This window comes from Spirochaetaceae bacterium, from assembly GCA_009784515.1.
Taxonomy (GTDB): domain Bacteria; phylum Spirochaetota; class Spirochaetia; order WRBN01; family WRBN01; genus WRBN01.
In genome coordinates this window covers 1-26,286 of the sequence record WRBN01000014.1, presented here as the reverse complement: position 1 = coordinate 26,286, position 26,286 = coordinate 1, and the positions used below count along the sequence as shown (strand labels likewise).

Here is a 26,286-nt window from a genome sequence, read left to right as displayed (position 1 = left end):
CGCCCGCGAAACCTTGCTGGGCCTTACTTTAAGTGTAATTATCGCCTTACCGCTGGCCTTTTTATTTGAACGTTTTAAGCCGTTGACCAAACTAAGCACCCCAGCTTTGGTGGCGTGGCAGGCCACACCTTCCATTGTGATAGCGCCTTTAATGATACTTTGGTTTGGGTTAGGCCGTACCAGCACTCTCATGGTGGTGGCCAGTATTTGCAGTTATCCTATGTTAATCAATGCCCTTAATGGTATCAAAAATACCAGCGCCGACCATCTTAACTTGTTAAAAAGTTACGGAGCCAGCCCCTTTCAGCTTTTTTATTTGGTAAAGTGGCCGCAAGCCGTGCTTGGGTTTTTTAGCGGTTTAAAGATAGCGGCCAGTTATGCCGTGGGGGCTTGTATTACCGGCGAATGGCTGGGCGGCAGCCGCGGCTTAGGTGTCTTATTATTACAAAGCCGGCGCAGTTTTAACTACCCGGCTATGTACGCCGCCGTTTTTTTAATTATTGCTTTAAGTTTACTTTTTTTTAGATTGGCCGGCAGCTTAGAGAGCTTGGTAACAAAGAAATTACATTACAGAAATAATTGAAAGGTGAAAGTTGAAAGATGAAAGATAAGAGAATTGTCATTAATTTTCAGCTTTCATTTTTCAATTTAGAAGAGGAATATTATGAAGAAAATTTCTATTTTATTATTAATTATAATTTTATTTTCTTGCCGGCAGCAAGACGACACCTTTACCATCTTGTTAGATTGGACTATTAACACCAACCATAGCGGTATCTTTGCGGCCGTTTACTTGGGTTACTTTGCCGAAGAAGGCCTTACGGTGCAAATTTTACCGGCCGCCGATAACGGCCTCGAGCTGCTTACCGCCGGTCATGCCCACTTTGCCATTAGCAGCCAATCGTCCTTAACCCGTGCCATCGAGCGCGGCTTGCCGTTAATCGGGGTGGCCACCATCTTACAGGAAGACGATTCGGCTTTGGCTAGTCTTGCTCATTTAAACATTATAAGGCCGCGCGATTTAGAAGGCCGCCGTTATTTGGGCTGGGGCGGCTCGGTAGAAGAGGCCACTATCCGCAGTATTGTGGCGGCCGATGGCGGTAATCCCGATTTAGTTACCATCTTACCGTTAATGGGTAACGCCGATTTATCGGCCCTGCTGAACGATGTAGCCGATGTGATATGGCTTTATCGCGGCTGGGACGGCGTGGCGGCCCGGCTATTGGGGATTGAGCTAAACGAAATAGCCATTGCCGATTTTAGAGGCAGCAGCAGCTATACGCCCATTTTAGCCGCTAATCTTAATTTTATTAATCAAAATGAGGAGCAAGCTAAAGCTTTTATGCGGGCATTAGCGCGCGGTTATCATTTTGCCGCCCATAACCCGCAAGAAACGGCCCGCATTTTATTAAGTTATGCTCCCAACCTAAGCGCCGATTTAGTGGCGCAAAGCGCTTTAAGGTTGGCCCCGCTTTACCTTAACGAAGACGGCCGCTTTGGCATTACCGAGCCCGAGCGGGTAAGCCGGCGCACTCATTGGCTGCTGGAGTACGGTATGCTGAGTCATTATATTGAGAGCGAGAGGATATTTACCAATAAACTAATAATCAATGATTAATAATTTCTGAAGGATTTTATGTTAGCAGTTAATAATATTAATAAGTCTTTTAATAATAAGCCAATTTTACATAACATCAGTTTTGAGGTAGCTGCTTTGAGCCGGGTAGCCCTTGTGGGGCCATCGGGGGTGGGTAAAAGTTTACTTTTTCATCTTATTGCCGGCCTTACGGCGGCCGATAGCGGCACGGTAAGGTTTACTTTGCCCCATCAAAACCGGCATCAAGCTAACCTTGCCCCCAGCAGTTACCTTAGTTATATGCAGCAAAAAGATTTACTGTTGCCTCATCTTACCGCTGTGCATAATGCCGGCTTACCGTTAATTTTAAGCGGTTATAGTAAGCAAGAGGCCCATAAAGAGGTTTTAAAACATTGGCAGGCCTTTGGGTTAGGCGGCCACGAGGGGTACTATCCACACATGTTATCGGGCGGGCAGCGGCAGCGGGTGGCTTTGCTGCGGGCGGTGCTTTGCCGCCGGCCGTTATTATTGATGGACGAACCTTTTAGCGCTTTAGATGCCTTAACTGCTTACGAGTTACGCAGTTTTGTGAGCGAAGTCGTAAAAAAAACGCAGCTAACTTTACTTTTTATTACTCATAATATTGAGGAAGCCTTAACTATTGCCGATAAAATTGTTATATTACAAGGCAGCCCAGCCGGTATTGCCGCCTGTTTTAAGGTGGATAGCAATAAAAAAGCTGAGCAGCGCACAGCTATTTTAAGGGCCTTGCAAGCTAATTCTTTAGTAATTAATAGTTAATTTAACTTGCAAATTTTTAAAAAAAGTTGTATAATTTACGCAAGTTTTAGTTACTTAGGAGAATAAAACAGATGAAAAAACTCATAGCTACCACTTTTTTAGCAATTTTCTTGGCCACAGGTATGCTAGCCTGCGGAGGTACTACCGATGCCGCACAAACCGATGATGATTCGGCCGAGCGCGAGGCCGCCCAACAACGTTTTGCCGAGCTTCTTCGTCGTCAAAACGAATTTTTACAAGGAGCTGATTAATGTTTAAAAATTTATTATTGTTATTAGCCTTAGCCCTGCTAACTTTGCCTGTTATGGCGCAAGAAGAAGTAGCGCTCGACCGTTCTAATCACCCTAATTATTTACGCAGCGTAGAACTGCGCGAACAATCACGGCAAGCCTTAGAGGCCGGCGACTATGCGGCTTCTATTAGGTTATCTAACGAGGCTATCGAAGAGCTGGATAGATTTAGGGGCAACAACGGTATTAACTTAGCCGAAATCCGGCTGATTCAGGCCCGTGAGCGCGGCTTAAACGTAACGATGGCCGAGCGTTATCAGCAAGCGGTAGATTTGGTAGCTCTTGCCCGCGACGCTTTAATAGTGGGTAACTTTGAAGAAAGTATTTTAAACAGCGACCGTGCCTTAGCTATTTTAAACGCTATGCTTGGCGAGCGCGGTGCACCGGGCGGGTTAGTAGATAGCTATACAGTACAGCCCGGTAACAGCTTGTGGCGCATTGCCAGAATGCCCGAAGTTTATGGCGATATGCACCAATGGCAGCGCCTGTGGACGGCCAACCGTGATAGATTACACGACCCAGAAAATCCTCATCTTATTTTCCCCGGTCAAGTTCTTAGCGTACCTCGTTAATAAAAAAGCCCTCGTTAAGAGGGCTTTAGTTTACCGGGTTGCCCTAGTGGGGCTGTAGCAGCCGTTAGTTGTTTATTTTGCTTAAACTAAAGGCTCTTCAATTTTAATTTTACCGTCAACATAACGTTTTAGCACTACACCTATTAAAGTTTGGTAAGGTATATTGTTTTGTCCGGCAATAACTTTAAACCTACTAATCACCTCGCTAGGGAGCTTAATACTAATAGGGTGGCGTTTGGCCTTAAGTTTTTGGTCTAGTCTGGCAAAACCTTCATCAAAATAACCTGTTTCTTCAAGTTCAGCTAACTCTTCTTCTTCCTCTCTAAGCTCGTTTAGTAATTCCGCCTCTCTTTCTGCCGTCATTATTTTAGCCTCCTTTTTGTTTCTTTGCGCGATTGGTGAGCCGTTTTAAGAAAGTAACCATGATGAGTAGGTACTGCCGGTACAACTATTTTATGCTTTATATGGGATAATGTAACATAAAAAATGACTTGCCCCTCGCGGGTAGGATTTTTATCTATCTCATACCTATCCTGCTCAATTTCTAAAGCAATATCTTTAAAAGATATATTCCTATGTTTTTTTAATAATTCGTCCTTTTCCGTGCTCCATTCAAGAGTCATAGTTAAAGTATATACCGAAAGGCTCTACTTGTCAACTATTGTCTTTAGTTGGTATTTTTAAATGGGGAGTTACCGCTATAAAATAATAGTTGACAAATAACGAAAAAGTATGTATACTCTATACAAAAGCCACCCCTGCAGGAAACAGGGGTGGAAAAAGTACTTAAACTTTTTAAAACACCACTAATGTGGTAAAATGGCTGTTAGCAACTGGCAGAGAACCTTTACTATAACATAAATAATTTATTTTGTAAAGCCCTTTTAATAAAAGGCAACTATCCGCTTATAGATACCATTAAAAAAGGATAACCCAGTCCCCTCTCTTAAAAAGCTGGGTTGACATTTGATAGCTTTTCATATTATTATTACTTAAGCAGCTTGTGCTCATGTTAATAATTTACGAGGAGGGCTAAGTAATTGAAAAAAGTTATATCTATCTTATTTTTAGCAGCTTTTTTGGCCACAACTATCGTAGCCTGTGGCGGCACTACTCCTGCCATACCGGCCGATGATGACAGAACCGAAGCCGAAAGGCTGTTTATCGAGCTTTTACGCCGGCAGCAAGAATTTTTACAACAAGGAGAACAACCATAATGTTTAAAAATAGCGTTATCCTTTTATGCCTGTTGGTATGGGTTTTGCCTCTTGCCGCCCAACCCCAAAGTTACCGGGCCGCTAACCCACATTATATCCGCAGTGCCGAACTGCGCGAGCAAGCTATATTGGCTTTTACCGCCGGCAACTATGCCCACGCCGTTAGTTTATTACGGGAGGCCACTACCTATATCAGTGTGGCTTTAAGCGATTACCGGGCTAGTACCCCGCATTATGTACGCAGTACCGAGCTGCGCGAAGCGGGGGTGCTGGCCTTTTTAGCCGGTGATATAGATGAAGCCGAAAGGTTATTTGCCGAAGCTATCGAGGCTTTAGATAAAGCGATAGGCGATGAGAACAATGTTAATATCGGCCCGCAGGATTTAGCTGACGCCGATGCCGAGCTGGCCGGTAACGCTCTTGCCGCTTTAAATGCGGTGTGGTTAGCCGAAGCGCGCAGCCGTAGCTTTGACACCACCCGCAGCGAGCTGTTTAATAGGGCGGAAGAAGCTATTGCCGCCGCTGCCTTTAGTTTAGAGGCCGGCCAGTTTGCCGAAAGTGTAACCCACAGCGATGAGGCTTTAGCCATTTTTAGAGAGATGTTTGGTTTTGGCGCTAACTTTGAGCTGCCCGAAAGCCATATTGTGGTACCCGGCGAAAGCCTGTGGCGCATTGCCGCCCGGCCCGAAGTCTTTAATGACCGCTTTGCGTGGCGGCATTTGTGGGAGGCCAACCGTACAAGGCTGCGTAACCCTCATAACCCCGACCTTATTTTTCCCGACCAAGAGTTTACCATTCCGCGCGAGCGTCCGCGCTAATACTAAGGCCCTCGTAAGAGGGCTTTAATATTGCACCTTGCTTAATTTATTATCTTGACAAAGCAACTAGGTTATATTACAATTACATACGGCCTTAAGCCATAGTATTGCAATTCCACCTCTACACTAGAAGATGTTGACAAATATTTTTATAGAAGGAGGAAAGTTTATGGGTATTACCATAAACAAAGTGCTACTAGCACTAATGATTACGATACTCATGCTAGTAGCCGTACAGCCGCTGTATTAAACTAGTGGCAAAAAATGTTAAAATGCCTATTTTAACATTCTCCTGCCCCTGCTGATAACAGGGGCAAGGTTTTTTAGTATGATTAGTATAACAGCTTTCTAGCTAATTGTCAACTATAATTTGCCGAGTATCTATAAAGAGATAGCCGCTGCAAATTTAGTGGTTGACATTTTATAATCTTTTATGATACATTAACTTTAGGAAAGGTAAAGCAGAGTGATTAAAGAAAAGTTATTATCGCTGTCTACCGGCGAACTTATTAAATTAGCCGAGCATCACGCCATTGCGGTAGATGACGATACCGAACGCACCGCTTTAATTACTTTATTATACGAAGAGCTGCTGCTGGAGCTTAATAATAAAGCCATCAATGCCTACCTAAAACGGTATCTTTTTGATAATTACACTAAAAATGACGGCCCGGTTTTTAACTTTCCTAAGCAGTACCACGAGCAAACGCTTTATTTTTTATTGCGCGACCCTTACTGGGTGTTTGTTTATTGGGAGATAGAAGAAAAAGTTAGGCTAACGTCGCTGGCGGCCAACAACTTTAGGGGCTTTTTTTTGCGGCTTTCGTCTTTAACTGAAGGCGAAGACGGAGTTAACTTTGAACACACCGATGTTACCATCGATGCTTCGGCCGTAGCTTACGGCCAGCAGTTTATCCAGCTGGCCAGCCCCGAAAAAAGCCATTCGCTGGCTTTATTTGCCGATTTTGACGGCGTAGAGGCCATGATTATGGTATCGCAGCTAATACCCGGCATTAATACCGGTATGGCTAGCACAAACGATGATACGGCGGCGCAGCTGTGCGGCTTATCATAATAGTAAAGGTATATGACATTAAATAATAAAACTGGTGTTTTTAACTTAGTATTATACGGCCACTTGCCTTATCTGCGGCCCGGTTACGATACGGCCAAAGAAAGCTGGCTGTTTGAGGCGCTTACCTCATCTTACTTACCGTTAATTAGGGCGCTTAAGCGGCTGGCTTGGGATAATGTGCCGTTTAGTCTTAGCTTGGTATTATCGCCAACTTTAATTAGCTTACTTAATAACCACGAATTACAAGAGAAATATCATCAATATCTTAAAGAAAGTTTACTTTTAACCGAAGGGAACCCTGCGCCGGCCGGCGGCGATAGCTGGGGGCAAAGCCGGGCTAACTTTCATTATAATCATCTTAATGAAGCTTTAAAACAATTTAAGCTATGTAACGGTAATATTTTTAACGAGTTTATTGCTTTGCGTAACAGCGGCCACCTTGAGTTTGTGGCTTCGGCGGCAACAACGGCTTTTATGCCGCTGTTTCAGTTTCACGAATACGCTTTGCGCCCGCAGCTGGATATTGCCGTTAAGCAGCACGAACAGCTATTGGGCGAAAAACCGCAGGGTTTTTGGCTGCCGCATTGCGGTTATTACAATGGTCTTGAAAAATTATTAGAAGAATACGATATTAAATATTTTTATACCGCCAGCCATGCTCTTTTGTATGCTAACGAAGCGCCGCTGAGCGGTACGTACCGGCCGGTGATGGTTAAGGGCAGTAATGTGGCGGCTTTTAGCCGCGACCGGGCCAGTACCAACGAAATATGGAAAAACGAAAGTAAGTTAGCTTACTTAAAATACAATAACGAAAACGAGCAGCTGCTTGATGATACCGAAAAAGTGCTGGCTTTAGTCAAAGAGCAGGCCACTATCTTTAGCCAAAGGCGTTTAAATCAATTTAAAGCGGCTAAAGCTTTGATGGGCAGTAAATCGCCGCTTATCACAACGGTGTTGGATTTAGAGTTTTTGGGGCAGTGGGGTGCGGCGGGCAGTTACTTTTTAGAAGAAGTCGTACTGGCTTTAGCTAAAGCCGATGATATAATTTGCGCTACGGCTAAAAATTATCTGCAACAATTTCATAATCTACAGCAGCTGGAGATTACTTCTTCCAGCTGGGGTGAAGAAGATAGTTATAATCAATTTTGGTTAGATAAAAAAAATGCATGGTTGTTACCGCACCTTTATAAAATGATAGAGCGTATGCACGACATTGCTGCCCGTTTTAGCGATGCTACCAGCATTAAAAAACATATGCTTAACCAAGCGGCCCGCGAAGTTTTACTGGCTATGAACAGCGATTTACCGTTAATGCTTAAGGCGCAAGTGAACGAAGAGCTGGCGATGGAAGAACTTAGCCGGCATTTTGATAATTTTTATCAAATTTATAAATCTATATGCAGTAATAAAATTAATATAGATTGGCTAGCCAACGATAATAAAGAGTATAACTTTTTCGACGAATTTATCGATTACCGTCGTTTTATTTAATTTAGAATAAAAATAGCATCAACACCGGCGCTCAACTTAATGGTGCGTAGGTTAAGGTTTTGGTTTACCGCAAACTCGGCGCTGTCGGCCTCCATCATCGGGGCGGCAAGAGCGGTGCGGGCGTTAATGCCGGCTTGCGGAGCAGTGATACGGCTTTGGCCATCACTCACAAAAAGCAGGCCGCGCACCCGGCCGTAACCGGCGGCTAACGCTTCGGCCCGGCTGCGGGCATTAGCCAAAGCGGCTTGCATTACCTGTAAACGGTACTCCTCGATGTGGGTATTTTCAAGGCCGGTAATGGCAAATTGGGTGGTGTTAAAGGGCAGGTTTACTTGCAAAAGCCTATCGGCGGCGGCAAAATCACTCACCACAATACTATAGCTGCGTACATTGTAACTGTGGCTAAGACTGCTGTTATTAGGCAGGCTAAACCAGCGTCTGTTGATACGCGCATTGTCCAGCCGTACGTCGGTAAAGCCGGCGGTTGCTAAAACGGCCAAAGCTTCGGCTTCTATCTCGATGATAGTTGGGCCGCGCGTTCTAAAGGTGGCGGCATCGTGGCTGGTAAGTTCTTCTATAAAGTAATCGCTTAAGGTAAAACTTACGGTGATTTTGTTGGCCTCAACTTCTAGTTCGGCCACGCCGCGTACCGCCAGCTGCCCGCGCGGCCGGTTACCCACCGCTAAGCTGGAGGCTAAAGAGACAACGGTGATAACAACAGTTAAAATTATTAAAAACGGAAAAAAATGTTTACGCATAGTTAGCCAGCCTTAAAAGAAATTGGTTAAATTCGTTGCGGTATTGCTGTAGCTTAAGCAGCTCGGGGCGGTACTCAAAGTGCATAATATCGTACATCGGCCAGCGGCCGCCCCAAAAAAAGCCGTGCTCTTCAAAAGCCTCTATAATTATGGCAGGTATTTGCCAGCGGTTAGCCACCGGCGTTAAGTACCATAATGGGTTGTGCCGGGCATCCCACGCCCAGTAGATAGGCTGGTTTTGGTTGCGCGGCAGCATATCTACGGCCATCGCAAAGGCGTGGTAGCTAAGGGTAGTGGTACCCAAAATAGGCCGGAAAGAGTAAGAAGCAATAGAGGTGAGGCTGGCTAAAAAGTTAGTTAGTTCTTCGTCTTCATCGGGGTGGGCCATAATTTGCTCATCTATTTGCTCCAGCACAGGGGCTAATATAGGGTGAGTAAGAAAGTTGTATCCTAAAAAATCTACCCTTACCAACAAACGCTGAATTTGCTGCGCAGTGTTACCGCCGTAAATAATATTATAGTAATTACTATTGTAGCTGCGGCTTACACGCGGCGGGGGCGGAGCGGCGGGAGGCGCCGGGTTAGCCGGTGCGGCCACCGTTACCGGTTGCGGGGTAACTAAATGCGGGTTGTACCTAGCGTGCAGGTTGTTAATACGCTCGGCGCTAAAATCGGCCGGGTCGTCAATCTCGCGCAGTTGGTAGCTGATAAAGGGCCTAAAGCGCGCAGTTTCGCTTAGTAGTTCCAGCGGCAGCATACGGCTGCCGGCAAAAAACAGCTGTTGCCGGTTGTAAAAAGTAAGCAGCCAATCGTTATATTGCGGCTGGTAACTCATATAATTAATCAGGCCCGGGTAGCCATCGCGCACCGCCATCAACCTAAGTAAGTTTTCGATATTAGCCGATGTAAAATTAAACTGGATTAAGTCGCTTAAATTAAAACCACGCTCGGCAAAATAATACAGTATTTTATCGTTATAAATATTTTGTCTGTCGGCTAAGTCGCGGCCGTTGCTACTTAAAAAAGTAAGTAAAAACGGTAAAAAAACGGCTAACAATGTGTATTTTTTTAACATAATATGTTATATTATAGGGGGAGTTTGGCAAAAAAGCAACCAGCTTTAGGCCTTTTTTAACAATTTTGTAACAATGAACCAGCAACCTACCGCAATAATAAACCAAATTTACCGGCTGGGCCGGCCAAACGGGCCGCCGCTGACGATTTGTGCCGCCGCTAAAGGGCAAAGCCTTGACAAAGTTTGCACCGTAGTTAAACTAGGGGTAAGCCAGATTGGCGAAAATTATGTGCAAGAGGCGCAGCAAAAATATGATAATGATGAGTGGCGGGCTTTAAAGGCCGAGCGGCGGCTTAAATTAAGGTTAATTGGCCACTTACAAAGCAATAAAGTTAAGCAGGCTATTAATATATTTGATAGTGTGGATACTGTGCATTCGGCTAAGCTGGCCGTTAAACTTAACCGGTTTTGGGCTAAGGCCGAGCCGCTGGAGGTACTTATGCAATATAATCCGCTGGCCGAAGCCACGAAAGAGGGCTTAGTAAACTATCGTCAATTACTTGATTTAGCGCAGTTAATAAACGACCTTAACAATTTGCAGCTTAAAGGCTTGATGGTGATAGCCCCTAACCGGCCCGATTTAGCGGCGGCTACTTTTAAGCTGGTTTATCAGGCTTACAGCGATTTAAAACTGGCCGGCTTTAAATTAGATACCTTAAGTATGGGTATGAGCGGCGATTACGAGCCGGCCATAGCCGCCGGCAGCACAATGGTGCGGCTGGGCACGGCTTTATTTGGTAGCCGGCTATAATGTAGTTTAAATTAAGTTAGATTAATGATAAAGGAAAATAAATTGACCATGAAAATATTTAGCTTAATTTTTTTATTAATCACTTTTAGTAAAACTTTGTCGGCACAAGATGTAGGGATAACGCATCTTTTTAATGGGCTTACTTTTAGTCCATCGTTTACATACGCAGGTTTTGATATAGCTAATTATAACCATAACTTAAAGTTAATGCAAGCAGAGGCTTACGGTGCAAACGAGTTTCACCCCGCCGTGCGTACGCTGCTGCGTTTTGGTATTATTACGGTGGGAGCTTTCCCGGTGAGTTTTAGCGTGGGTATGCTGGTACTCGGAGTAACCAACCTTAGCCAGCTGCCGATGGAGCGGCAAATCGAGCTGCTGTTAATGGGCAGTACCGGCGTTGCGCTAACTATTGCTTTAATAGATTTTTTATTAGGATTACGGAGGCCGTGATGACGCACGCGCAATATTTGGAGCACGCAGAGATAGTTAGTTTAAACGGCGCCCCTCTCAGGGTAGACCAATATATAGCGGCTTACACCGCAACCCTTAAGCGCAGCCAGCTCAAGAACCGGCTTACCGCTCTGCAAATTAACGGCAAAGCGGCCAAACTGAGCCAGTTGGTGCATAACGGCGATACCTTAAAGTTTAGCTGGCTGCCATTAGTGAGTACTTTACAGCCGCAAGATATATCGCTTAATATTATTTATGAAGATGATAATGTTTGTGTGATTAATAAAGAACAAGGTATGGCGGTGCACCCCGGCGCCGGCCGGCCCGACGGCACTTTGGCTAATGCTTTGGCTTATCATTTGGGGCTAAGCGGCGGAGATTACCGTACCGGCATTGTGCACAGGTTGGATATGGATACCTCCGGCGTTATTATTACCGCTAAAAATGAAAAAACGCATAACTTTTTAGCTCATCAATTTAAAGAGCGGCGGGTACAAAAACGTTATTTAGCTTTAGTGCACAATTTTATCGATGGTCAGTTAGCGTTAAGCGGATTAATTGATAATTATATTGCTCGCAGCCGCCGTAACCGCCTGCTGTTTTGCTGCGGTGATGATGAAAATCGCGGCAAGCGTGCCATCACTAATTACACTTTATTAAAAAACTATGGGAAAGTTAGTTTGGTGTTATTTAAGCCGTCTACCGGCCGCACGCATCAGCTTAGGGTGCATAGCGCTTATATGGGCCAGCCGATTGTGGGCGATAATCTTTACGGTAAAGACGAAGGGTTAATGTTGCATGCGTGGAAGCTGCGGCTAACTTTGCCGAGCGAAAGCGAGCCGCGCACCTTTATGGCCAAAGCGCCGGAGCGGTTTTATCGTTATTTAAGAGAGATAAATGAAAGTTAAAAAATATTTGTTGCTGTTATTAATTATGTTAGTGTCTAGCAATATTTATGTTGATGCCGCTAATTTAGCCACGCCTTTTTTAGCCGGCGACTATCCTCGTTTGGCCGGTAGTATGCAGCAGGTGGCCGATAAATTTAGCGAACTTGGCGACCGGCGGCGGGCGCGGCGCTACCGTAACTTAGCGCGTCATTTTTTAACGTTAATTGATACCGAGCAAGTTGAGCCTGCGGCCGGCACGCTAATGTTAGCGGCAACGGCCCCTGTAAGGCAGCTGGAAGAAGTGGCGGCCCTCTTTGACGGTGATGACCCCCGAGCAATCATCGATGAGATTTTTATTAACTATCTAACGGCCCTTATCACTAACGACACCGGTTTGCTTTTGCAGCAACTGCTGGGCGCAAGTTTTACTTTGCCGGGTTATGCACGCAGTTTAAACCAAAGCCAACAGCTGGCTTTTTACAGCGAGTTACTGGCTACGTATCATTTTAAGCAGCTTAACTTAAGCGATTTATACCGGCTGGAGAGCCGCACCATCATATTATTAGATAGCGCCCGCGCGGTGCTAACGGTAAATTCGGCGGAGCGCAGCCCCAGCCAGCTTACCCATTGGCGTTATTGGGACGGCTTTTGGAACAGCAGCCACTTGTACTTTTTTGAATTTATCGGTGGTAGCTGGCAGCTGATTGGCTTTGCTATAGACCATTAATTTGTGTTATACTTAAGTTATGAACTATTATTTATCGATATTAACTTTAATCTTAACGGCAGCGGCTTGCAGCCGTTCCGGCCCCAGCCCCGAAGAGGCGGCCGCTAGTTACTTAGAGCAACTTTTTAGCTTTAATTTTTATGACATCAACAATGTAGCTACCGGTGAGGCTTTAATCACGGCGGCTTTGCTGCAAGGGCGTTTAGCTAACCACGCCGCTGACGTAAGCCATTTTAACGGCGCCCATATTGCCTTAACGAGTGTAACTATCGATGATGATTTAGCAAAGGTAGGGTTTATTTTAACTTTTGCTAACGGCACAACGCTGGTAAATAATTTAATTTTAATTAACCAAACGGAGCAAGTTACACGGGGCTGGGTTAGAGCAAGAACACAGAGCATTCACAGAGGTTGGCAGGCTTATTACTTTGAACATAACATTTTACCGCCATTGCAACTATTTAACACGGAGCGATAACTATGAAAAAGATTATTTTATTAACAATTTTATTTTTATTATTAAGTTGCAGTCAGCAAATAACTTTACGTTTAAATGAAAATTTAAGCGGGGAGGTGAGCGGCCGCCTAATTCTCAAACCGCTGTTTAGCAGTTACCTTAAAGACCTTGATATGCTGATGAACCCCGCCGCCTTTGAGGCTACAGCTTTGCCCGGCTTAATTGAAGAAGGATTAAATTTTTTTGCCGAACAAAATAATTACCAGCAAGAAGTACGTTTTGCCGGCGGTAGTTTTGAGGTAGATTATAGCTTGAGTTTTGTCAATTTAAATCAGTTTTTTAATGAGACTGAAGGTGATATGGCCCTAGTTAATCGGCTTTTTACCGTTACCACCGGCCGGGTTACCACCTTAAATTTTAATCTTAATCGGCAAAATTTAACGGCTTTAAGGCAATTTTTACCGTTGCCTAATCCGCAAAACTTTAGCCGTGCCGGCTACATAGACGAACTGGCGCGGGTTTTGGCTTCGCCGGCCCGCCGGGAAGCGGCCCGTAACGAAATAACGGCTTCGTCTTTTAGTTTAGTGGTGGTTACGCCGCGCCCCATTTTAACTGTAGTTGGCGGTACACCGGCCGCCGCTAACCGGGCGGTATTTACTATATCGCTGATAGATTTACTTTATGTTGATACTCCACTTAACTTTAGCTTAAGTTATTAAAAAACCCTGCCGAAGCAGGGTTTAAAAGTTGCTTTAAATTAAAGCCTAACCACCGGCAGCGCCCGGAGTAGGGGCAAAGGTGTTCATTGGGATATTACCATCGGCCGAAAAATCTCTCGGGGTGCTGGTATCAATTAACATACCTTCAACAAACTCTAGGATTTGCCTTTCGCCAAAGTTACGCATTTCGTGGGTCATTCTGGTAGCTTCGCGAGCGTGTAGGATACCCCACATAGCTTCGTCATCAATATCTTGCGGCACATCGTTGCGTACGGCTAAATCGTAAGCTACTTCAATGCGGGCAATGTTGGTGATAAAATCGCCGGAAGGCATAGAGGCATCACGGTGGATACGAATACCTTGTAATTTAATTAAAGGTATAGTAAAGGGATAAAGCGGCCTAGCCTCTAGCTGGCGGCGGCGCACTTCAAAAACGTAAGCCGGGTTGTTCCAAGTTAAGGTTCTCCAGCCGTCAAAACGTAGGTTGCCCATCGGAATTTCGCGGGTTCGGCCGTCAAAATCTGATAAGATAATACTTACATGGTGAGGAAAGTTAAGACCTCTAATATCCAGCGAAATGCTGCGGATTTCGCCCACATTTTTTACCACGCCGCGGTTATCAAAGCGGTTAATATCACCGCCGTCATCGGCTAACCATAACGAAGGAATCTCGAACGGTGGGGTAATGGTGGCGCTGGCTGCGCTGTTAAAAGGCGGGAAGAAAATACGCACGCCCATTGTGGCGACGCCTAAAAATGCCGAATCAACTTGTTGTGTCCTAGATAGCAACAGGCTTTGGCGGGTGCGGGCCGAGGCGTTAAAAATAACATTCCAATTAGCAATAGCTAAAGAGGTTTGCATACTGTCCCTTTCGGCTTGTGTAAATGACGATCCGGCAAATTGCCCAAAATTGATGGTGGTTGCCGCATTTTGATCACCATTATCAGCTACTAAATCGTTAAAATCGATAAGTGTACTCGTTTCTGCAAAGGCCAAGCCGGCAGAAAGCAAAAAAATTCCACTTAATGCTAGTAAACGCTTCATTGATGACGCTCCTTTTTTTGTATAAATTGTATCTTTTTATAATAATATTTTAACACTATTACTATATAAAGTCAATAACTGAAATAGCTTAACACAAGGTTATTTCTTGTAAATATAGCTAATCGCTTGTAAAACTAAGCTGGTAGGGTACCGCCCCGTTAATGGTAATATTAACATTACTAAGAGCAGGAAAGTTAAATAAAATAGTTTTTTCAATTAACTCAAAATCTTGCCTAAAGTTAATGCCCTGCTTTGCCAGTTCGGCTAAATTGTTAAGCCTTATATCGATAAAACAACTGCTATCTACTAAACTTACCAAAAAAACCTCGCCGCCGGCCCCTAAAATTGGCCGTAGTTCGGCGCTATTAAGCGGTAAAGTTAGCAAAAAATCGGTTAAAGCCTCAATATTTTGCTCTTTGCTGGCCCGGCCGGTTATACCTATTGCATTACCAACTATTTGCCCATTAACATCGTTGTAAAAAAACAACACCCTTCTATTAATTTCGGTATTGCTGCCCATAAAAACTAAGCTTATACCTAAAAATAACAAAAAAAGTAAGCTAAACACAGCCCCGATAATCATCTTTTTTTTCATTTATGAACCTGTTATTCCTCAAAGTAACTAACAAAATTTACCAACCCAGTATAAAGCGAACGGGCTATTAAATTCAAGTGGGTGGGGTCATTTAAACGCCGCGCTTCTTCATAATTACTGACAAAACCCACCTCTACCAGTACGGCCGCCATATTGGCGCCGCGTACCACAAACCATTCTTCAACGCGCTCACCCCTATTTAAAGTGTCATTACCTAAATCATCTTCCATTGCCCTTAGCAGATGAGCCGTTAAGATTTGGCTTTCGGCCAAAAATTCGGCGTTGCGCACCATACTGATGGCCTGCCGGGTTTGCGGGTCTAAATTATCGTCATTTACTAAGTTATGCCTAATAGTGCTATCGGGCAGCCGCCACACCTCAAAGCCGCGCGCCTCGCGGTTAAAGGCGGCGTTAGCGTGGATAGAAATATAAATTTCGGTTTCGCCTTCGGCCAGCCGGCCGGCGTTGCGGTTGGCTATTTCGATACGGTCTTCCAGCGAGATAAAACGGTCGTCATTGCGGGTGAGCAAAATTTGTTTGTCGGGAAAGCGTGCCCGTAACAGCCGTGCCAGCTCGAGGGCGATGGCTAAGGTAACGTCTTTTTCGTAAACATTAAAACCGGGGTGGCGGCCGATGGCACCGGGGTCGCGCCCGCCGTGCCCGGCATCAATTAAAATAACGCTTACCCGATGTTGGCTAAGATTAAGTAAAAATCTTTCTATACGCATAGCGGTGGCGGCATCAAAAACTAAGCCGCCGTCTTGCCAAGAGATACCGGCCCGGCTATTTTGGCCGTTAAGCAACATAAAACCGGCTTCGGTGTTAATAGTTACCGTCCGTCCGGCCTTAAAAAGCAAACCGATACTGCGGCTGCTGTCCCAAAAAAACTGCGCCTCTGTGGCTTCCAGCAGGCTTTGCAAGGTGCGCTGCTGGGCGGCTAAACCGGTAGCCAATAGTAAATAACTTGCTATAATTAATTTAGCTTTTAAAGCTATCAAAGTACCAAACTGCTCCTTGTAAGCTGCCTTTTGTTAAGGCCTTGTTAAAATTATCGTCAGTTATTAAGCTATTTATATCGCCGCCGGTTATTTTTTTAAAATATACGGCCACTTCGTCTTGGCTTAAGCCGTTATAATCTAGGCCGTCTACAAAAGCCGATGACAAACCTTCATCACTTTGTAAAAACTCTTTAGTTTCGTCATCGCCGGCTTTAAGCCTAATAAAGATGGCTTTACGTACCTTATCGGCCCGGCTGATGGCTTTGTCGTAACTATCGGCGGTGCACAGCACGTTACCGGCTTTTTCGACATTATTACGCGGAAAAACCAACCTTTTGCCTACTTCGGCCCGCATAAATAGTTGCTGAAAGCCGGCCGTTTGGCGCGGGTTATCCAGCTCTTCTATGCTTATTACCTCACCGGGTATCGAAATAAACGCTCGCTCGGCGCAAACTAACTGCTGCGTAGGGGTTAAATTTAAGTTGGTTTCACCAAGCGCTAAGCGTAAAGTTTCTTTAGTTAAATTAACGCCGCTGCTTAAGGGGTAAGTAAAGCCCGACATATACCCGCCCGACAATCTAGCCGCTATCTCGCCTACCACTGCCCGGCCTTTGCTGTTAAGTTTCATATCGCCTTTGGCGGCGCCCCAGCTTAAACCAAGCGCCCGGCAGGCTTTTTTAAATTCGTTAAGCACCAGCTTTAAGCTTTCGGCCGGAAAGTTAGAGGGCATAGTGTGCCCCATTTCGATAAAGTAGGGCGGAAAGTAAATATGCCGGTCGGCGATACCGCAGATAATATGTTCATCATCAAAAATAAGTGAATCGATACTAAACTCGAAGCCGTCAATAAATTCTTCAATAATCGCCTCGCCGCTGGGGCTGTAGGCCAAAGCGTTCGTTAAGGCGGCGGCCAGTTGCTGCGGGGCCGTTACTTGCATAACGCCGCGCGCACCCATATTATCCACCGGTTTTACCACCACATTAAAGTGATTACCCCACTTATTAATAGCGGCTAAGAGCGGCTCCAGCGGGTCGCCGGCCCGATAAAAAGTAAAGTTCGGGCAGTTAACGCCGGCATTAACCAACGTCTTTCGCATGCGTACTTTGTTAGTGGCATTTAGGGCAGCTTCATAACTGTGGCCTTTTAGGCCCAGTTGCTCGTTTAAGTAGGCTACATTGGCCGAAAAATCGGTAGCGGCCGTAAAAACAGCGGCCACTTGGCCTTCTTTATTTAATCTTTGAGCATAATCTAACAGCAGTTGTTGCTCTTTTAAATCTATCGCCTCAAAAATATCGGCCGTTTTAGCGCCGGGTACAGCAGCGCTGCCATCGGCCACCGCCACCGTGTAGCCCAACTCTTTAGCCGCCGTAATGGCCGGCAGCTGCATGGCTCCGCCGCCTAAAATTAAAATGATGCTCATAACATATTATAGCACGCTTAATGGCGGCTGTCTAGTTTTTTTAATCTTCTAAATCATCAAAATCTTCATCATCGTCGTATATAGCGTAGTCGTCATCTACATCGTATTCCAGCTCGTCATCAAAATCGTCTAAATCTTCGGCAAAAATTTCTTCGTAATCTTCGTTCTCCGCCATTGTTAAGTTCTCCTCTTGCTTTAATTATAGCTTATATACATCAAATTAGAAAGTAAATCGAAGTTAAAGCAGTTATTTAGTAACCGCTTTTACCCCTAAAATCTTCGGCAATTTTTTTATGCCAATAATTTTTGTGTAAAAAATTTTCTTGCAGACGTAAATTATCAAAACGGCTGGCCCGGTTATTTAACAAGATGAGGGCTTTGTTTAAGGCGCCCGCCCGCTCTTTTTGCTGTACGCCATCATCTTCCAATAAAAGACTGATGTAAAACGGATAAAGATAAGCGAAAGGCTCGTTAGGTTTAAGTTTGCTCAAGGGATAAAGCCGCTCGAGATGGCTTTTGGCCTCGCTGTCGCCCAGTTTGCCTCGCAGTAACATTGCAAAGGCTAAAGCTAGACGGTGTAACAGTTTTTTACGGCCAAAAAGCTGGCCGGCACGCCCTTCTAAAAGCTGGTACCCATCGGCCCAGTTTTCGTTTTCGGTTATCACAATGTGGTTAGAGGGAATATGCTTAATAGTTTTTAATAAATTATAAGCTTCACTATAGTTATGCTGTAAATAGGCTAGTTCGGCGCAATAAAACAGGCCTTCTTCGCTGGTTAAAGGGGTTAAAATACTTTGCGCCTCAAAAAACTGCCCTAAGTAACCTAAGCTGCGCCCCAGCCAAGCGGTAATTACTAAGTTAGCTTCTTTAAGTTGATAGAGGCCGGCTACCTCGAGGGCCTCTTCAAAGTTTTGCTTGGCCTCGTGGTAGTTGCCGCACTCAAAGTTAGCCCGGCCTTGGGTAAACCTAAAAAATATTTCTTTATGGCGTAAGCCCACACGTTCGGCAAGGCTAATGCCTTTGGCGGCGGCGCGCAAAGCGGCGGCTAAATTGCCGTAACCAAAGGCGCAGGCTACCTCGAGGCTTAAGGCCACCAGTAAGCCGTAGCTAAAATTGGCGCTTTCGGCTAAGTGCTGCGAAATTTCGATGTAATCTTGCGCTTTACGGTACTCGGCCTTGCTTAAAAAGGCGCCGGCCATCTCGATGTTGGCCAGCGTTTCGCCGAAAGGTTGTTTTAATTTGCTAAATGCAAATAAAATATCTTTAATTAATAAAGGCGAATCGCTGCCGGCGGTAACCACAGCCGCTTTGTATAACTCTAAGTTTAAAGAGGCTCGATAAATATTGTTGGCATTGTCATCGCTGATTAAATTTTGATTAATTTTACCGCTTAACAGCTCGCCGCGTAAGATAAGGGCCTTGCTTAAGTTATCAAAACCGGTTTGTTCTTCGTCGTTAAACAGCAAATGTTCTATCGCTTTAAATTTATTAAGTAATGGTAAAATGTCTAAACGGGCATTAAGCCGCAGCGAAAGGTAGTTAAAAAGCACCTCTAGGGCCTCTTTGGTGAGTACGGCTTTTTCCAGCAATAAAAATAAAAAATGCAGGTTAATATAGTGGCCGGCGTGCCATAGTTGGTAAGCCGTTAAAGCTACCTGCTGTAACAGCTGCGCCTTTACCTCTTTAAGTAAGTAATTCTCGATAGCAGTTTTAAATTCGCTTATTAATAAACGCGGGCTGAGAGTGTTATCGATAATTTGTAATTCTTTAAAATTTTTTATAGCTTGGTTAATAACTAACTCTTCTTCTGGCAAGAGCATTTTTTTAAATAACTTTTCTATTACTAACATACCGTCGCTTAAAGTGAGCAAATAGATGGCTTTAAGCGAAAAATTATCAAAAGTGCTTAGCAAATAATGTACGGCGGCCATTAAATTATAATTACTGTTAAAGGCTCGGCTTACTCGGCTTTGCTGCCACTCTATAAGGAAGGCGGCGTAAGGGTTAACATCGCTAGTGGTGGTTTTAACGGCTTCGGTATTGGTTACCGGTAGGTTGAAAAGGTTAGCATAACTTTCTTTATTTAAGGTGATAATTAATATTTTTTCTTTTTGGCACTGCTCAAAAATAGTTAAAAGCAGCGGGTGCGTAAGCGGTGAAAAATCTTTAATGTTTTCTATGACCATAATCGCCGCCGCTCCGCCGGCCGTTAAAGCTTTGGCGTATTCCGTCAAATAAATTGTGTATAAAATTTTTAAATCTTCAATTAAATAGTCGTTAATTAAAGGGCTCTTTAGCTCGCTGATTAACGCCGTTACCAAACCGGCTAAGCGGTTGTGGTAAGCGCCTAATAGTTGATTATTAAGTAAATAACTTAAAAAAATGGGGGGTAAAGCCAGCTTAAAGGCTTCGTAGTCGCCGTAAAGCGCTGGATAAGGGTTAAGCCATAAATAATTAAGCTGGTTAATTTTCGGTTGATTATTAAGATAATTTTGTAAGCTAATTTTTTTACCAAAACCGGCCGGCGACATAAAGTTAAGCACGTTATAAGGGCCGCTTTTAAGGGCAGTTAAATGTTCGGCCACCAGGGTTGGCAGTTGCGGCTGGCTTAAATAGTTGGCTTTTAAAGTAGTTATAATGTTAGCCGGCGGCTTAAATTGCTTAAGCATTAACAATTTATCGTAGGAGGTAACTTCGGCATAACCTTCAAAAAAAGGTAAGCTGACCGGCGTAAGCCAAATTTGATTATCGATAGAAACTTGGTAAAACAACCAAGTTTCTTCGTTTGTTTCATCGGTGCTATGATGAACTAAAATGGCATAACCGTAACTTAGATATTTATCAAAAATATGTTTAAGTTTACAAGCTGCCTCTAGGCAGGTAAATTTGCTTTCGTAGTAAGAAGAAGGCAAATAATAATGCCCTTTTTCGCCGCGCAATAAAGCATAACGGCTAACCAGCCGCTCAATTTGTTCTTCTAGGTTAATAAGTAATTTATTATTAATACGGCTTAATTGCGAATAAGCATAAATTTTAATAAAGATATGGTACATTGCAGCCCTCTTTATCTCTATCTTATACCTCTCTTCGCTTTTTGTCAAAGGTAGGCTAGGAGCCGGCTAAATAACTAAAAGTTTTCCTTTTTCGATATTGCGTATAATAAAATCGTAGGCATCATTTTCCATAAGCGGCCGCGAAAAAAAGTATCCCTGAAAGATATGGCAGCCTTTTTCAATCAGGGCAGCGATTTGTTCGTAATCTTCGGTGTATTCTACCACCATTGTAATATTTAAACGCTTGCAAATATCTACAAGGCCATCTAAAATAATACTGCTGCGCTGGTTGGTTACTATATCTTCCGAGATAACGCGGTCTATCTTTAAGGTGCTGATGGGGAAGTGCTTAAGGTAAATAGCGCTGCTGTGGCCCATACCAAAATCGTCTATAGCAATAGGGATTTTGGCATTAGCTAGCTCGCCCACCGTATTTTTAACATTTTCGTTAATGGTTAAGGCCATTTCTTCGGTAATTTCTACCCTAAAAAGCTCGTGCGGTATATCGTATTTTTTTAAAATGGCGATAATTTTTTTAGCGGTAGTTATATCGTCCATCTCGATGGCGCTAAGATTGATTGACATCCAAATGCCGGTTAATCCTTTGTTACGCCAGTTGCGTAAAGTTTTAGCGGCTTCTTCGGCAACCCAGCTGCTAAGCTCGCTTAAAAAGTTGCCTTCGGCGGCTAGGGTAGTGATGGTAGGCGGCGGGATAACGCCGTGCACCGGGTGCGTCCAGCGCAGCAAAGCCTCTACCCCTACCACACGCTGGTTTTCCAGCTGGGCCACATCTACCTGCGGCTGGTATTGCAAATAAAGCTCGTTACGGGCTATGGCTTTACGTAAATCGGCGCTTAACAGTTGGGCCATGCCGCCTACGCTGTCGTTACGGGCGGTAATATAGCTGCTTTCGGTTACAAATTTATTGATAGAAGCATTAATTAAATCGTGTTTATCTTTAACGGTATCGCGTTTGTTAAGATTTTTATAAGCTAAAGTAAAAGGCAAATAAATGGCTATACTTATAATTAAATTGATAAATTGTAAAGCCACGCCGCGCCAGCTGCCGGCGGCGGTATAACCCGAGAAAAAGATGGGCAATAACTGTACGGCAAGGCCGCCATCGCTCAAATCAATAAACCCAACGTGTATAGCTAAAAAGCTGGTTAGCAATAAAATTATAGGCGTTAAAATAAAAGGTATGATAAAAACGGGGTTAAAAATTAGCGGCAGGCCGTATAGTAAAATTTGGCCGATACCAAATAACGAAGGCATAAGGCTAACTTGCGCAAACCAGCGTAATTTATTGTTTTTATTAACAATAAGCATGCTAACCAGTAAACCCAATGTAGCCCCGCTGCCGCCTAAAAAGACAAAGTGTTGAAACATTAAAAAACTTTGGCCAAAATTAAAAGAGGAAAAAAGCTCGATAGAAGAATGCAAATGCCCATAATCGGCTACACCAAAAAATAGTAAGACGTTACGAAACACAGTATAATAAAGATAGCGGATTAAGTTGCCGCTTTCGGCCGGAGGCACCCCTTCAGCAACCATATGAAAGATAGAATCGATTAATCTAAAATTAAAAGTTACAGAAACGGTATGTAAAAAAGCAAAAAAGCTAATCACAAGCAAACTAGCCGCTAAGGTATTTAACACTTTGGTGGCCATGGGGTAGCTAATATCAAAGTAAGCATTTATCCGCAGCCGTTTAAATTTAGTAAAAGCGTAAAACATTTTAGGGGCAACTATACCAATAATAATGGCCGGTAAAACATTATTTAAGCCGCTTGCATGCAGCACCACCCCATAATTATTAAAAGGAGGAATGTAAGCAAAGTAACAGCAAATAGTAATTAACGTAGTTAAAAGCGGTTTACTGCTGGTTATATCAATATCGGCGTTGTGTTCGTGGTGGCGGGCAATATTATAAGCTATACCCATTAAAATAAGCAGCGCAATCGTGTACGCCGTACCGTTGTAAATATAAATTAAAAAATTAACCCATATACCGTTGTTTATAGCAACGGTAGAGCGTAAAGACAACAGCTCTAGCGCTAAAAAAGCATAACTAAAAATAATTAAAGCCGGCAAAGCAAAAAGAAAACCCTGCCGAATAGCTATTACATAACTATTGCTGCTTAATTTATTTAATAAAGTTACCAAATTATCGCCGAATTTAGTTATAACTGATTGAGTTTTCATTATTTTTTTGTAACCATCATGGTAAGCATAGCATATTTATAGTATTTTGTAAACCGGTAAAGTAAGCGTTTTAACGGTGATTATTGGGGAAAGGGGAACACTAATGGCGGGGTTATTTTTTAGTTAAAGCCAGCTAAAAATTTTTGGATTGCCAAAAAAGCTGTTATATGCTAATATATTACCTAGAGCCCCGCTGTGGGTTTGGTAAGCAGAACGCTGAATTAGGTAGGAAAACCGCAGGCAAAACCTGTAATTTTGTACTTAAGGAGGTGTAAAAAATGTATGTAAGTGAAAAAACACTACTACGAGCATTGTTGTTTACCGCATATCTGCTCGTAGTAGCACTACAGAAGTTATATTAAAAATAACTTTACATTTTTCTGAGGCTGGCTTTGCCAGCCTCAGTTTTTATACCCCTATAATACCTTATTTTTTAGTTAAAGTCAAGCCAAAAAAACTTAACCACTGCTAACCCGCTAACTAAACAGCAGCTTAGCTACCTCATCGTAGTGGCTAACGGGGTGAAAGGTAATACCTTCCTTAATGGTATCGTCAATCTCACTTAAGTCGCGCTCGTTAGCTTTGGGGATAATTATATCTTTAATTTTAATCCGGCGGGCCGCCAGTGTTTTTTCTTTTAGGCCACCGATGGGCAGCACGTTGCCCACAAGGCTAAGCTCGCCGGTCATGGCAAACCCTTTGGCTACTTTACGGCCGCTAGCCAAGCTAATGAGGGCGCTGGCCATAGTGATGCCGGCGCTGGGGCCGTCTTTAGGGGTGGCTCCGGCGGGAATGTGCAAATGGATAGTGTGCTTATCAAAAAAATCTTTACGTGCGTCTAATTTAGGAGCGGCAAGGCGGGCATAACTGTAAGCTAAATGGGCGCTTTCTTTCATTACTTCGCCCATTTGGCCGGTAAGCTCGAGGCCGGCTTTGCCGGGAATAGCCACACTTTCTATCATTAAGGTGTCGCCGCCAAAGTTCGTCCACGCTAGGCCAATCACCGTACCGGGCCGGGTTATTTTGCGGCTTTCATCGTTGTTAAAGGGGGCTTGCTTTAAATATTTTTCGAGGTTAGCCACTTCAATTTTCACCGGCTCAAAAGGTTTTTCGGCGGTGGCTAAAGCCAGCTGGGCCGCTACCTTACGGTTAATGCGGTTAATTAACTTTTCGTAGTTACGCATACCGCTTTCGCGGGCGTAACCGCCGGCGATTTCTTTTAAAGCGGGGCGGTCGTATTTAATGTTAGCTTTATCAAGGCCGTTCTTTTTTAAACTTTTAGGCACGATGTAACGTTTAGCAATTTCTACCTTTTCGTCTTCGGTGTAGCCGGCAAGGCGGATAACCTCCATACGGTCTAGCAGCGGGATAGGAATGGTGTCCAACGTATTGGCCGTTAAAATAAACAGCGTATCCGATAAATCGAACGGTAAATCGAGGTAGTTATCCCTAAAGCTGTGGTTTTGCTCGGGGTCCAGCACTTCTAATAAAGCGCTGGCCGGGTCGCCATGATAACTGGTGCCCATTTTATCTACTTCGTCCAGCATAAAAACAGCGGCTTTGCTTTTAGCTATTTTTAATCCTTGTAATATTTTACCGGGCATTGCCCCCACATAAGTGCGGCGGTGGCCTTTAATTTCGGCCTCATCGCGCATACCGCCTACACTAAACCTAAAGAACGGTTTGCCTAAAGCTTCGGCGATACTTTTACCAATGCTGGTTTTACCCACACCGGGCGGGCCGACTAAACAGATGATGCTGCCTTTGGCATCTTTTTTAAGTTTGCGTACCGCTAAAAACTCCATAATACGTTCTTTGACATCGATGAGGCCGTAGTGGTCGCGGTCGAGGATTTTTTGGGCTTTGGCTAAATCTATCTCTTTGTAATCTTCGGCCTGCCAAGGCAGGGCCACCACCGTTTCGAGGTAGTTACGCACCACCCCGTACTCGCTGGATTGCGGGTCGATGGTAGCAAGTTTTTCCAGTTCATTTAAAACTTGTTCTTTAATTTCGCCGCTTAATTTTAATTTTTCGATGGCGGCGGCAAATTTTTTGTAGTCGCTGCCTTTGGCATCGTCTTCACCCAGCTCTATTTTGATAGATTTAAGTTCTTCACGCAAAAAATATTCGCGCTGGCTTTTAGCCACCCGTTCGTTAAGCTGGCGGCTCACCTTTTTTTGAATTTTTTGTACCTCTTGCTCTTTTTTAATCAGCATTAAGGTTTTGGTAAGACGGGTTTTAATATCTAGCGTTTCTAAAATATCTTGCTGTTTTTCGCGCTCGGTATTTAACATACTGCTCACAAAATCGGCTATCTTGCCGGGTTGGTCAACGTTAATCATGTTAAGCCGCATTTCTTCGTTAAAAAAGGGATTACTATCCGAGATACTTTTAAGCTCGCTAATCAACGAACGCGTCATGGCTTTAATTTCTAGGTTATCCGGCTCGTACAGGTCATCAAGGTATTCGGCGGCTATCTGCAAAGGTAAATCTTTGTTTAAGCATTTTTTTAAGCTAAATCTTTTAATAGCGTTAATAAACACATTAACGGCGCCTGCGCTGTCGGGCAATTTAACCTCTTTAACCACTTTGGCTACGGTACCGATAGAATATAAATTATCGTAGGTAACGGGGGCTTCGTTATCTTTAACCAGCACAAAACCCAAATAACCGCCGTTTTCGTGGGCCAGCTGAATGGCTTTTAAATCTTCTTCGGTGTTAAGCAAAATGGGCACAAAGATAGAGGGGAATATCGGTTTAAGGTGCAAAGCAATAATAGGCAAACGCGCCGGCAATACGGCATCTACTGGGGTAATATTGGGCATGGTAACTCTCCTTGCCTATAAAGATAATAAATAAGGTAACGCTTGTCTACTGTAATCTTTTTTGGGGCGGGGTTTGTGAGGAAATTAAGAATTTTTTACTTTTAGTTATTAATTGTTAGAGCCTGTTCTCATAAAGAAAATTTTACCACGAATGACACGAAACACACGAATAAAATCGACTTCATTCGTGCAGCACGTGGCTAGCCCTTCGGCCCAGTGTGTCATTCGTGGTTATAACCCTTACCTTGAATTCTTTTTTTTGGCGTTTTTAGCGGTTCTATCTTTTTAAATATCTTTTTCTGCTGTTTTCTAGGAGGATTATTAGCATTTTATTTCTATGCGAACAGCTTCTTAATTTTTAATTAAAAAGGTAGTTCGTAAATAAAAATTCTACTTTACTTTAACCGCAAACTATGCTAAACTATTACTATGAAAAAAATATTAACTATAGCTTTATTACTAATAGCCATAAATGCACAAGG

General features: G+C 43.7%; 26 protein-coding genes. 15 read left to right on the top strand and 11 right to left on the bottom strand.

The genetic code is table 11. The annotated features are described in order from the left end of the window. From FWE37_03005 to FWE37_02985, 5 genes are all read left to right on the top strand, one after another. On the top strand, positions 1-583 hold a 583-nt coding region (locus FWE37_03005; protein MCL2519960.1), incomplete at its 5' end, for an ABC transporter permease. 81 nt (positions 584-664) lie between these two features. After that, positions 665-1,618, top strand: coding sequence for an ABC transporter substrate-binding protein (locus FWE37_03000; protein MCL2519959.1), 954 nt, complete (start codon positions 665-667; stop codon positions 1,616-1,618). Positions 1,619-1,636: 18 nt separating this feature from the next. Further along, positions 1,637-2,377 carry an ABC transporter ATP-binding protein gene (locus tag FWE37_02995; GenBank protein ID MCL2519958.1) on the top strand — a complete coding sequence of 247 codons (741 nt, stop codon included), beginning with the start codon at positions 1,637-1,639 and terminating at the stop codon, positions 2,375-2,377. 71 nt (positions 2,378-2,448) lie between these two features. Then, positions 2,449-2,628: a hypothetical protein gene (locus FWE37_02990; GenBank protein ID MCL2519957.1), complete on the top strand. Its 180-nt coding sequence runs from the start codon at positions 2,449-2,451 to the stop codon at positions 2,626-2,628. Beyond that, on the top strand, positions 2,628-3,239 hold the full coding sequence (locus FWE37_02985) for a LysM peptidoglycan-binding domain-containing protein (protein ID MCL2519956.1): 612 nt from the start codon (positions 2,628-2,630) through the stop codon (positions 3,237-3,239). The genes FWE37_02990 and FWE37_02985 overlap by 1 nt, the downstream gene beginning before the upstream one ends. 81 nt (positions 3,240-3,320) lie before the next feature. Here the strand turns inward: FWE37_02985 and FWE37_02980 are convergent, their stop codons facing one another. Then, positions 3,321-3,602, bottom strand: coding sequence for a BrnA antitoxin family protein (locus tag FWE37_02980; GenBank protein ID MCL2519955.1), 282 nt, complete (start codon positions 3,600-3,602; stop codon positions 3,321-3,323). Beyond that, the gene (locus FWE37_02975) at positions 3,602-3,862 is read right to left on the bottom strand and encodes a hypothetical protein (GenBank protein ID MCL2519954.1); all 261 of its coding nucleotides are present in this window, start codon (positions 3,860-3,862) and stop codon (positions 3,602-3,604) included. The genes FWE37_02980 and FWE37_02975 overlap by 1 nt, the downstream gene beginning before the upstream one ends. Before the next feature lie 417 nt (positions 3,863-4,279). On the opposite strand from FWE37_02975, the gene FWE37_02970 reads away from it, so the two are divergent. The 4 genes from FWE37_02970 (at position 4,280) to FWE37_02955 (ending at position 7,840) form a co-directional block, all read left to right on the top strand. Then, positions 4,280-4,456: a hypothetical protein gene (locus FWE37_02970; protein ID MCL2519953.1), complete on the top strand. Its 177-nt coding sequence runs from the start codon at positions 4,280-4,282 to the stop codon at positions 4,454-4,456. Further along, positions 4,456-5,274 carry a LysM peptidoglycan-binding domain-containing protein gene (locus tag FWE37_02965; protein MCL2519952.1) on the top strand — a complete coding sequence of 273 codons (819 nt, stop codon included), beginning with the start codon at positions 4,456-4,458 and terminating at the stop codon, positions 5,272-5,274. Before FWE37_02970 ends, FWE37_02965 begins: the two co-directional genes overlap by 1 nt. Before the next feature lie 466 nt (positions 5,275-5,740). Beyond that, the gene (locus FWE37_02960) at positions 5,741-6,349 is read left to right on the top strand and encodes a DUF4912 domain-containing protein (protein MCL2519951.1); all 609 of its coding nucleotides are present in this window, start codon (positions 5,741-5,743) and stop codon (positions 6,347-6,349) included. Between the two features lie 12 nt (positions 6,350-6,361). Next, positions 6,362-7,840 carry a DUF1957 domain-containing protein gene (locus FWE37_02955; protein ID MCL2519950.1) on the top strand — a complete coding sequence of 493 codons (1,479 nt, stop codon included), beginning with the start codon at positions 6,362-6,364 and terminating at the stop codon, positions 7,838-7,840. Here the strand turns inward: FWE37_02955 and FWE37_02950 are convergent. Beyond that, complete coding sequence (locus FWE37_02950) at positions 7,837-8,598, bottom strand: SIMPL domain-containing protein (protein ID MCL2519949.1); 762 nt, start codon at positions 8,596-8,598, stop codon at positions 7,837-7,839. The genes FWE37_02955 and FWE37_02950 overlap by 4 nt on opposite strands. Next, complete coding sequence (locus tag FWE37_02945; protein MCL2519948.1) at positions 8,591-9,673, bottom strand: M15 family metallopeptidase; 1,083 nt, start codon at positions 9,671-9,673, stop codon at positions 8,591-8,593. Before FWE37_02945 ends, FWE37_02950 begins: the two co-directional genes overlap by 8 nt. 73 nt (positions 9,674-9,746) lie before the next feature. On the opposite strand from FWE37_02945, the gene FWE37_02940 reads away from it, so the two are divergent. Genes FWE37_02940 through FWE37_02915 form a run of 6 tightly spaced genes read left to right on the top strand, consistent with a single transcriptional unit; the run spans position 9,747 to position 13,664 of the window. Next, positions 9,747-10,424, top strand: a complete 678-nt coding sequence (locus FWE37_02940; GenBank protein ID MCL2519947.1) for a YggS family pyridoxal phosphate-dependent enzyme — start codon at positions 9,747-9,749, stop codon at positions 10,422-10,424. A gap of 48 nt (positions 10,425-10,472) precedes the next feature. Beyond that, positions 10,473-10,874, top strand: a complete 402-nt coding sequence (locus FWE37_02935) for a hypothetical protein (protein MCL2519946.1) — start codon at positions 10,473-10,475, stop codon at positions 10,872-10,874. Continuing rightward, a complete protein-coding gene (locus FWE37_02930) occupies positions 10,874-11,782 on the top strand; it encodes an RluA family pseudouridine synthase (protein MCL2519945.1) in 909 nt (302 codons plus the stop codon). Before FWE37_02935 ends, FWE37_02930 begins: the two co-directional genes overlap by 1 nt. After that, the gene (locus FWE37_02925) at positions 11,772-12,488 is read left to right on the top strand and encodes a hypothetical protein (GenBank protein MCL2519944.1); all 717 of its coding nucleotides are present in this window, start codon (positions 11,772-11,774) and stop codon (positions 12,486-12,488) included. The genes FWE37_02930 and FWE37_02925 overlap by 11 nt, the downstream gene beginning before the upstream one ends. Before the next feature lie 19 nt (positions 12,489-12,507). Further along, a complete protein-coding gene (locus FWE37_02920) occupies positions 12,508-12,966 on the top strand; it encodes a hypothetical protein (GenBank protein ID MCL2519943.1) in 459 nt (152 codons plus the stop codon). 2 nt (positions 12,967-12,968) lie between these two features. Further along, entirely contained in the window at positions 12,969-13,664 is a 696-nt protein-coding gene (locus FWE37_02915; GenBank protein MCL2519942.1) for a hypothetical protein, read from the top strand. Positions 13,665-13,709: 45 nt separating this feature from the next. Here FWE37_02915 and FWE37_02910 read toward each other — a convergent pair whose 3' ends face one another. The 7 genes from FWE37_02910 to lon form a co-directional block, all read right to left on the bottom strand. Further along, positions 13,710-14,708 (bottom strand): flagellar filament outer layer protein FlaA, encoded by a 999-nt coding sequence (locus FWE37_02910; protein ID MCL2519941.1) that lies wholly within the window; start codon positions 14,706-14,708, stop codon positions 13,710-13,712. Between the two features lie 118 nt (positions 14,709-14,826). Beyond that, a complete protein-coding gene (locus FWE37_02905) occupies positions 14,827-15,303 on the bottom strand; it encodes a hypothetical protein (protein MCL2519940.1) in 477 nt (158 codons plus the stop codon). Between the two features lie 11 nt (positions 15,304-15,314). Continuing rightward, entirely contained in the window at positions 15,315-16,301 is a 987-nt protein-coding gene (locus FWE37_02900) for an N-acetylmuramoyl-L-alanine amidase (GenBank protein ID MCL2519939.1), read from the bottom strand. Further along, positions 16,282-17,721 carry an ATP-grasp domain-containing protein gene (locus FWE37_02895; GenBank protein ID MCL2519938.1) on the bottom strand — a complete coding sequence of 480 codons (1,440 nt, stop codon included), beginning with the start codon at positions 17,719-17,721 and terminating at the stop codon, positions 16,282-16,284. The genes FWE37_02900 and FWE37_02895 overlap by 20 nt, the downstream gene beginning before the upstream one ends. 251 nt (positions 17,722-17,972) lie before the next feature. Continuing rightward, positions 17,973-20,822, bottom strand: coding sequence for a hypothetical protein (locus FWE37_02890; protein ID MCL2519937.1), 2,850 nt, complete (start codon positions 20,820-20,822; stop codon positions 17,973-17,975). An 18-nt stretch (positions 20,823-20,840) separates the two neighbouring features. Continuing rightward, the gene (locus FWE37_02885) at positions 20,841-22,979 is read right to left on the bottom strand and encodes an EAL domain-containing protein (protein MCL2519936.1); all 2,139 of its coding nucleotides are present in this window, start codon (positions 22,977-22,979) and stop codon (positions 20,841-20,843) included. Positions 22,980-23,455: 476 nt separating this feature from the next. Next, positions 23,456-25,804 carry an endopeptidase La gene (gene lon, locus FWE37_02880; GenBank protein ID MCL2519935.1) on the bottom strand — a complete coding sequence of 783 codons (2,349 nt, stop codon included), beginning with the start codon at positions 25,802-25,804 and terminating at the stop codon, positions 23,456-23,458. Between the last annotated feature and the right edge of the window lie 482 nt (positions 25,805-26,286).

Coding starts and splice junctions, on each gene's coding strand:
- FWE37_02895 (MCL2519938.1), bottom strand. CDS start 17,721: ATGAGCATCATTTTAATTTTAGGCGGCGGAGCCATGCAGCTGCCGGCC.
- FWE37_02935 (MCL2519946.1), top strand. CDS start 10,473: ATGAAAATATTTAGCTTAATTTTTTTATTAATCACTTTTAGTAAAACT.
- FWE37_02945 (MCL2519948.1), bottom strand. CDS start 9,673: ATGTTAAAAAAATACACATTGTTAGCCGTTTTTTTACCGTTTTTACTT.
- FWE37_02975 (MCL2519954.1), bottom strand. CDS start 3,862: ATGACTCTTGAATGGAGCACGGAAAAGGACGAATTATTAAAAAAACAT.
- FWE37_02990 (MCL2519957.1), top strand. CDS start 2,449: ATGAAAAAACTCATAGCTACCACTTTTTTAGCAATTTTCTTGGCCACA.
- FWE37_02940 (MCL2519947.1), top strand. CDS start 9,747: ATGAACCAGCAACCTACCGCAATAATAAACCAAATTTACCGGCTGGGC.
- FWE37_02905 (MCL2519940.1), bottom strand. CDS start 15,303: ATGAAAAAAAAGATGATTATCGGGGCTGTGTTTAGCTTACTTTTTTTG.
- FWE37_02925 (MCL2519944.1), top strand. CDS start 11,772: ATGAAAGTTAAAAAATATTTGTTGCTGTTATTAATTATGTTAGTGTCT.
- FWE37_02980 (MCL2519955.1), bottom strand. CDS start 3,602: ATGACGGCAGAAAGAGAGGCGGAATTACTAAACGAGCTTAGAGAGGAA.
- lon (MCL2519935.1), bottom strand. CDS start 25,804: ATGCCCAATATTACCCCAGTAGATGCCGTATTGCCGGCGCGTTTGCCT.
- FWE37_02950 (MCL2519949.1), bottom strand. CDS start 8,598: ATGCGTAAACATTTTTTTCCGTTTTTAATAATTTTAACTGTTGTTATC.
- FWE37_02995 (MCL2519958.1), top strand. CDS start 1,637: ATGTTAGCAGTTAATAATATTAATAAGTCTTTTAATAATAAGCCAATT.
- FWE37_02965 (MCL2519952.1), top strand. CDS start 4,456: ATGTTTAAAAATAGCGTTATCCTTTTATGCCTGTTGGTATGGGTTTTG.
- FWE37_02930 (MCL2519945.1), top strand. CDS start 10,874: ATGACGCACGCGCAATATTTGGAGCACGCAGAGATAGTTAGTTTAAAC.
- FWE37_03000 (MCL2519959.1), top strand. CDS start 665: ATGAAGAAAATTTCTATTTTATTATTAATTATAATTTTATTTTCTTGC.
- FWE37_02915 (MCL2519942.1), top strand. CDS start 12,969: ATGAAAAAGATTATTTTATTAACAATTTTATTTTTATTATTAAGTTGC.
- FWE37_02920 (MCL2519943.1), top strand. CDS start 12,508: ATGAACTATTATTTATCGATATTAACTTTAATCTTAACGGCAGCGGCT.
- FWE37_02985 (MCL2519956.1), top strand. CDS start 2,628: ATGTTTAAAAATTTATTATTGTTATTAGCCTTAGCCCTGCTAACTTTG.
- FWE37_02955 (MCL2519950.1), top strand. CDS start 6,362: ATGACATTAAATAATAAAACTGGTGTTTTTAACTTAGTATTATACGGC.
- FWE37_02910 (MCL2519941.1), bottom strand. CDS start 14,708: ATGAAGCGTTTACTAGCATTAAGTGGAATTTTTTTGCTTTCTGCCGGC.
- FWE37_02885 (MCL2519936.1), bottom strand. CDS start 22,979: ATGAAAACTCAATCAGTTATAACTAAATTCGGCGATAATTTGGTAACT.